General features: G+C 22.9%; 7 protein-coding genes. All 7 read right to left on the minus strand.

All coding sequences use genetic code 11. From position 1 onward, the window contains the following. The coding region (locus tag ACTT9Y_RS06960; protein WP_440933634.1) for a hypothetical protein at positions 1-476 on the minus strand (476 nt) is incomplete at its 3' end. Further along, positions 473-2368 carry a WecB/TagA/CpsF family glycosyltransferase gene (locus ACTT9Y_RS06965; RefSeq protein WP_440933635.1) on the minus strand — a complete coding sequence of 632 codons (1896 nt, stop codon included), beginning with the start codon at positions 2366-2368 and terminating at the stop codon, positions 473-475. The genes ACTT9Y_RS06960 and ACTT9Y_RS06965, both read right to left, overlap by 4 nt. 1 nt (position 2369) lies before the next feature. Next, a complete protein-coding gene (gene wecB, locus ACTT9Y_RS06970) occupies positions 2370-3479 on the minus strand; it encodes a non-hydrolyzing UDP-N-acetylglucosamine 2-epimerase (protein ID WP_440933636.1) in 1110 nt (369 codons plus the stop codon). Positions 3480-3486: 7 nt separating this feature from the next. After that, complete coding sequence (locus ACTT9Y_RS06975; RefSeq protein WP_440933637.1) at positions 3487-4587, minus strand: polysaccharide biosynthesis C-terminal domain-containing protein; 1101 nt, start codon at positions 4585-4587, stop codon at positions 3487-3489. Between the two features lie 29 nt (positions 4588-4616). After that, positions 4617-5621 carry a polysaccharide biosynthesis protein gene (locus ACTT9Y_RS06980; RefSeq protein ID WP_440933638.1) on the minus strand — a complete coding sequence of 335 codons (1005 nt, stop codon included), beginning with the start codon at positions 5619-5621 and terminating at the stop codon, positions 4617-4619. 5 nt (positions 5622-5626) lie between these two features. After that, complete coding sequence (locus tag ACTT9Y_RS06985; RefSeq protein WP_440933639.1) at positions 5627-6601, minus strand: glycosyltransferase; 975 nt, start codon at positions 6599-6601, stop codon at positions 5627-5629. 25 nt (positions 6602-6626) lie between these two features. Continuing rightward, positions 6627-8001: ATP-binding cassette domain-containing protein (locus ACTT9Y_RS06990; protein WP_440933640.1), on the minus strand; the 1375-nt coding region annotated here is incomplete at its 5' end.

Genomic DNA, 8001 nt, shown 5'->3' on the forward strand with positions numbered 1-8001 from the left:
ATTTTATTAAAACTACTTTTTAATAAATTTGTTGAAAAAACTACTTTTTCAAATTTTTTATTTATAATTTTTAAACTTATTTTATACAAAAGTGGAAATACATATTTTCTAATTTTATTTGAAAAAAATCTTTTATCGTTGATTATGTAGCTACCTGTAATTGGTCCTAATATTGTATTTTTTGGTAAAAGTAAAAAAATTAAAAAATTCCATAAAGGTAAGTAATTTAGATAAATAAATTTTTTTTTATTATTAAATCTGACATAAATAGAATTTAAAATTGGAATAAAGTATTTATGAATTAAATTTTTTTTGTTATATGAGTTGTTAAATACTATTTTTTTTTTTAATTTTATGTTTTTTTTAAATTTGGCATATGTATCAATAAAGTTTTTTCCAAGAACACCCTCTCCGGTTGTTTCAGAAAAATCACTTCCTATTACAAAGATTTTTTTAATATTTGATTTTTTTTTCAAATTAAAGTTTTTTTGAATTTTTTATATTTCATAAAAATTAGTCCTACTACATATGAGCTAAAACTTACAAATAATCTATAAATTCTTCTTCTGGTATCAGTTTTAAGTCTCCAAAGAAATTCTAGACCATAGTTATCAAAAAAAATTGGTATCTGTTTTTCTTCTCCAGATGCCATGGTTACGGCACCACCAACACATAATATTTTATAATTTTTACTATAATTTTTAATCATTTCCGACATCAGCTCTTGTTTTGGGGTGGGAAGAGTAATTATAATTAAGTCGGAATTACTAAAATTTATTTTGCAGTGATTATTAAATAGATCTTCTACTTTTCCGTAAGGTAAATTTATATGTACAATGTTTCTTTTGTATAAATTTTCTAAATAATTTTTAGATTTTTCTGTTAAATTTCCAATTACATAAATTTTTTTAATTAATTCTGGTAATTTAATATTTTTAACAAGAGATCTACCAGGTATTTTAGCAATATTTTTATAAAACCTTTTTGCAAATATTCCATCAGGCCAAAGGTATAAATTCTCATGAAGTCTTATTACATTTAGATTATAAAAACCTATAAAAGCTAAATTAAGTCCAGATAATGAAAAATTTTTATCAAATGGTATTTTTGAAATATTACTTATTAATTTTAAATTTAAATCTTTACTTAGTTGTTTAAAGTAAGTTTGCAACTCATTTAAAATACGTTCCTTATTAAAATGTTTATTTAAATAATTTTTTACTGAAAGAAAATTGTCTATTTTAATAAGGTTTTTATTATGCACTACATTTTTTAAAAAATTTACAACACCTTCGTGATCCTCAGGATCAAAACAAATTCCACTATTAGTTGTCTCAATTATTTTTTTAGCTTCGCCTTGTATCATTCCAAGAATAAATTTTTGAGAATTTAAATATGTTTGCAACTTTCCTGGTATTGTTCCAGATAATCCTTCACCTTTAGATAATGATATTAAAAGAATATCTGCTTCATCATGGTACCTTTTTACTTCCGATAATTGAACATGGCCTTTAAAATAAAAATTTTTAATATTTTCAGATTCTACTAATAATTTTATTTCTTCTAACTTTCTACCTGTTCCAATAATAGTCCAATGAATATTCTCCTCATTTTTAAGTTCTCTAGCTACTTTAAAAATATTATCAAAATTTTGAGCTTCACCTACGTTACCTGTGAATACAATATTTATCTTTTTTTTATTTTCATTGGTAGAGTTGTATTGTTCATTTATGCTATTTTGTTTATTTGATGTGAGAGTTTCTGGCCATGCTGGAAAATAAGAAATATTTTTTTTTTTAGGATAAATTTGTTTTTTAATAATATTTATAAATGTTTGAGATTGTGCAAGAATTAAATCATGACTTAAATATATTTTGATTACTAATTTTTTAAGTAAACTATATAAAAACTTATTTCTAATTATTGATAATTCAAGAAGTATATTGGGCCAAAGATCTAATACCCACAAAACCGTTTTTGCATTTTTAACTTTTGAAAAAAAAATTGAGACAATAGCTACAGTTATCGGGCTCGTAGCAAATGTGAATATATAGTCATACTTTTTTTTTCTTAAGTAAAAAAAGCCAAAAAAAATTCCACTGAATACAAAGGATAAGTAATTTAAAAATAAATTTACTTTATTTGAATTTTTTCTTAACCAAATTGGAACTCTGTAAATATTTGCGTCACCATATTTTTTGTACTTTTTATGATTTAACTTAAAATCTTCATATAGCTTTCCTTGTGGATAGTTTGGTTTTCCAGTTAATACATCAACTTCATATCCTCTTTTTGTTAAATCAGATGCAATATCGTTAATTCTAAACTGTTCGGGCCAAAAATATTGTGAAATAATTAATACTCTCAATTTATTTATACCAGACTTTATAATTTACATATTGTATATAACTTTGGATTATGTTTGAAACATTTCCAGAAACATTTGAAATAGAATAATCAGAATGTTCATCAAAGACTTTCTTCCTTAAATTCAAATCAACTGTTTCTATAATATCTTTAGATTTTAGTCCTGATAATGTAGACAACCCTCTTTCTAAACCTTCTTGACGTTCAAATGTAAACCTGAGATTTACTGAGGGAATTTTTAAAATAGAAGTTTCCTCTGTTATACTGCCACTATCTGATAAAATTAATTTACAATTTTTCATTAATTTAATGTAATCATAAAAACTAAATGGCTTTGAAAAAATAATTTTTTTGTTTAAATTTTTTATTTTTTTTAATCTACTTCTTGTTCGCGGATGAGTTGAAAATATTATTGGTAAATTAAACTTCCTAATTAATTTATTAAAAGAATTTATAATCTCTAGTAAATTTTTAGATTGATCTACATTTTCTTCTCTATGTACTGAAGCTAAAAAAAAATTTTTTTTTTTCAATTTTAATTTTTTTAAAATAGAACTTTTTTCAATTAAATCATTGTACTCATTATAAACTTCAAAAAGAGGGCTTCCTATTTTAATAATTTTTTCATTTTTAATTCCTTCGGAAATTAAATTTAACCTTGCATAGTCACTATAAGTCATATTTATATCGGAAATGTGGTCAACGATTTTTCTATTAATTTCCTCTGGCACTCTTTCATCAAAACACCTGTTGCCCGCTTCTATATGAAAGATTGGAATTTTTCTCTTTTTTCCACAAATAGCAGTTAAACTAGAATTTGTATCTCCTAAAACCAATATACCGTCTGGATTTTCATAATTTAAAATTTTATCCACTTCAATCAGTGACTTACTTAAAAAGTCAATAGGTGATTTATTTGATATATTTTTTAAAATATATTTTGGTTGTTTAATATTTAATTCTTTAAAAAAAATTAAATTTAGATTTTTATCATAATTTTGATTTGTATTAATCAAAATGTGATTAAAATTTTTATCAAGCTGTTTAATTATGCAGGATAGTCTGATTATTTCTGGTCTAGTTCCTAGTATTGTTACTATTTTTTTCTTCATTTAATTTTTAAAATTTATAATAATATGTATCAGGTTTATTTCTATCATAAATTTCATTTGACCAAACAGCAAAGATCGCAGTTTTATTACCTATGTTTTTTATTTTGTGAGACCATCCTGGCAAAGTAAATATTACTCTTGAAGTATTTTTGGTGATTATCATTGAAAATTTTTTTTTAGATACAATGTTATAAAAATCAAATTTTACCTTACCATCTATAAGAAAAAATTTTTCAGTCTTTGTGTCATGATAATGTTGTCCTCTGACTTGATTTTTATTTATAGAAAAAAAAGAAACTTGTCCTATCAATTTATTTTTAAATAATTCAGTGAATTCTCCTCTTATGTCAGTGTTTCTTTTGACTTCAAAAAAACCTTTTTTTTGGTGCATAAAACTTAAAAAAGTGGAATATAAATTTTTTTCAAAATCATTTTTAAGAATGGGTATTTCGGATTTATTAATTTTTTTTTGAAATTCTAATAGTTTATTAGCAAGTGATTTTACATAGATTTTTTTTTGATTTGAAATTTTTTGAAAAATATTTGTTTTTTTTTGAATTTTAATCAACTTCACAAAACTATCAATTAATGTATCGATATAAATTAGACTTATTTGTTCATTTTTAATAATTTTTATCTCTTTATTGTGTAAAATCTGATAACAAAATGTTGCAACAACAGAATTATAAAATGGTTTTGACCATTTACCAAATACATTGGCCAGTCTATATATAAACACCTGAGTATTGTTATTTTTTAATTTAAGTAATAAATTTTCAGCTTGTTTTTTTGAAACACCATAAGGATTTTTTTTAACAACTTGAATAGTTGAAGTATAAATTAATTTTGTTTTTTTTTTTTTAATTTTAAGTAACTCACAAATTTTTTTTGTTAACAAAAAATTTTTTTTTTTAAAATTAATTTTATTTTTTTCTCTATTTGCTCCTGCAAAATGAAAAATTATATCTGCTTTATTAACTTTTTTTGTAAAATTTTTTATTGAAGTTTTTCTAGTTATTTTGTTTAAATCAAAACTTTGAAAATTTTTTAATCTTTGAGTTAAATTTTTTCCTATAAATCCATCTGCTCCTATGATTAATATATTCATTAAATCTCTAAATAATGATGCATATTATTTTAAAACAATAATTCTTTTTTAATAGATTTTAAAATTTTCAATAATTCATTTTCATTTAAAATCTTTACATTATCTGAACTATAAACTTTTAATAAATCTTTTGGTTTTCCAGTATCAAAATAATTGTTATAATTTAAATCTCTTATATCACTTGGAATACGATAGAAATTTTTTAGATCTTGAGCTTTTGAAAGTTCTTCTGATGACAATAGGCATTCATGTTTTTTTTCTCCATGTCTATTACCTATAATTTTAACCTCCCATTTTTTCTTATTCATAAACTTTATTATTGAATTAACTAAAGATTTAATTGTTGATGAGTAAGTTTTTTTAACAAAAATATCACCATTTTTTGCGTTTTTCATGGCGTAAATTACTAGATTTATTGCTTCTGACATGGGCATTAAAAAGCGTGTCATCTCACCATCTGTGATTGTGATAGGTTTGTTTTTTCTAATTTGATTTATCATTAGAGGAATTACAGATCCCCTTGACGCTAATACATTTCCATATCTTGTTACACAAATAGTTGTAGAATTTTGATTATTTAAAGATTTAGATATTGCCACCTTCTCCATCATTGCCTTTGAAATACCCATTGCGTTTATTGGATAAACAGCTTTATCTGTACTTAAACAAACAACTTTTTCTACTTTCTCATCCATGGCAATATCTATTACATTATTAGTTCCTATTACATTGGTTTTAATTGCTTCCATTGGATAAAATTCGCAAGAGGGTACTTGTTTATATGCTGCAGCATGAAAAACAAAGTCTACATTTTTAAAAGCAACACCTAAGCTTGATTTATCCTTTACATCACCAATATAGAACTTTACTTTCTTGTTATTAAGTTTTTTTCTAAAATCGTCCTGTTTTTTTTCATCCCTACTTAAAATTCTTATTTCTTTAAAATATAATTTTTTTTCTAAACAATGATTTACAAAAGCTGAACCAAATGATCCTGTCCCACCAGTTATTAAAATAATTTTATTTTTAAACATGAATACTACTTATACCATCCTATAAAAAATTTATCATTTTTTTTATCGCTAGACATTAAGTAACCAATTAAATAAGCATTAACACATAATATTTTATATATAATATTTGGAAGGTGCATTTTTTTTTCAAGAATAACAAAATTTCTTTCCAAATATTTAAAAATACTCAAACTTAATCGAGTTTTTTTTAGAAGGTTTACAACAAAATTAGTTTGAATTTTAATATAATTATTTTCTAAAGATGCTTTTTTATTCAACTTTATTAAATAATTACCACCTTCATATCCCACAAATTTAATCTTTTCGAGGTATTGTTTAAAACTACGCTCATCATAATGATAAACTAATGGATATGATGCAACAAATTTAACATCATTTTCTTTCAAACGGTAACCAAACTCATAATCTTCAAAACCATAAATATTAAACTTTTCATAGAAAAAAATTTTTTTATCAATTATAATTTTTTTTTTAAATGCCATATTCATTGTAACAATATTTCTTGGATGCAAATAATTTTCTAAAAAATTTTCTTTTTGATTAATTACAAAGTGACGTGACTGTCTAAATTTAATAAAATTTTTTTTTAGTATATTATTTGGGTAAACAACTGAACCACAAAAACAATATTTTTTAAACTTATTTTTTTCTAATAAAGAATAATATTTTTCTAAAAATTTTTTTTCAGGTATACAATCATCGTCTAGTAGCACGATATATTTTGAATTAGAGTTTTTGATACCTTTGTTTCTTTTTGCTGAATGATTATTATATCCAATATCAAAATATTTTATATTGTGACTATAATATTTATTAATAATTTGTTTAATTTGAGATTTTGAGGATATATTGCTGCCACCATCACAAATTAAAATTTCGCTTGGTATTGTTGATTTAACTAATTTATATAAAATTTTGTTTAAGTATTTAGGTCGATTATAAGTTGGTATTACTACTGAAATTTTTGTTTTTCTACTCATATAAACGATTCTGAAAAAAATTTATTTATTTTACAACATGAATCCTTTTAGATTTTAACTCTAAAATTTTATCACATATTTCAAAATTTTTTTTGTTGTGGGAAACCAAAAATATAAACATTTTATCTTTAAAGCCTTTTATTTTATTCAAAATTTGCATTTCTGTCTCGAAATCTAATGCATTAGTAGCTTCATCTAAAATTAAAATTTCAGGGTTTTTATAAATAGCTCTTGCCAGTCCTATTCTTTGCTGCTGACCTCCAGACAACTTAATACCTCTTTCTCCTACTCTTGTATTCTCTTTTTCATTTAATTTATTAATAACATCATCCAATCTAGATAATTTTATAGCTTTCTCATAGCTATCATTATTTATCTCATCCTCATTTTTACCTAAAGTAATGTTATTTTTAATTGTGTCATCAGATAAATAAATTTTTTGAGGTATGTAGCCGATTTTACCCTTAATTATCTGATCGTAACTTTTTGGTTTATTTCCATCTAATAAAATAGAACCTTTTTGAGGTACAATCAAACCACATAAAATATTAAGTAGAGTACTTTTTCCTGATCCGTTCTCACCAAGAATACCAATTATTTCACCTCTATTCGTTTCGAAGTTAACATTTTCTAAGATTGGATTATTTTTATTATACTCAAAATATATGTTTTCTAATTTTATCTTATTAAATGATTTTGTATTTTCATTTGTTAAAACTTTTTCTTTTTCAACAACTTCATCATAATCTACCAATTGACTTTTGATAACTTGTATACATCCATAATGTGCCTTAATGTTATTTAATGCCAATAAAACACGATTATAAGAAGGTAGAATTCTAAACATCCCAAATACGAATAATCCAATGAGAGAAATAAATTTACTTGTCTCTATCTCAAAAAAAAATGAAAAATTTAACAAAAGTACAAATATAACTAACAACATTGTAAGTTCTATTAAACTTTTTGGAGACTCAACAATAAATGCAATTTTTCTTAGGTTTTCAGATGTTTTGAAAGATATTTCACGAAACTTTTTTATAAAAAATTTTTCAGATTGATCAATTTTAATATTTTGAACAATATAAAAACTATCTTCAAGAAATCTTACTCTTGATGAAGTAAACTTTGTAACTTGTGTGCCTAATTTTTTTAACTTTTTTCTAAAGAAAATATAATACATAGTGAACATCCCTGAAGAAATAAAAAAAAGTAATGATGTCTCATAAGGATAACTAATCATTAAAAAAGTAATTATAGTTAATATAATAACTGTATCTGTCAAAAGATATATAAGGCTATCCATCAATTTCATTGCAAAATTATCAACTTCTTTAATAATATTTGAATTAAAAAATGATGAAGAATTTTTAATAAAAAATAAATAATCTTTATTAAGG

This window comes from Candidatus Pelagibacter sp., from assembly GCF_052049995.1.
In the GTDB taxonomy this organism is placed as follows: domain Bacteria; phylum Pseudomonadota; class Alphaproteobacteria; order Pelagibacterales; family Pelagibacteraceae; genus Pelagibacter.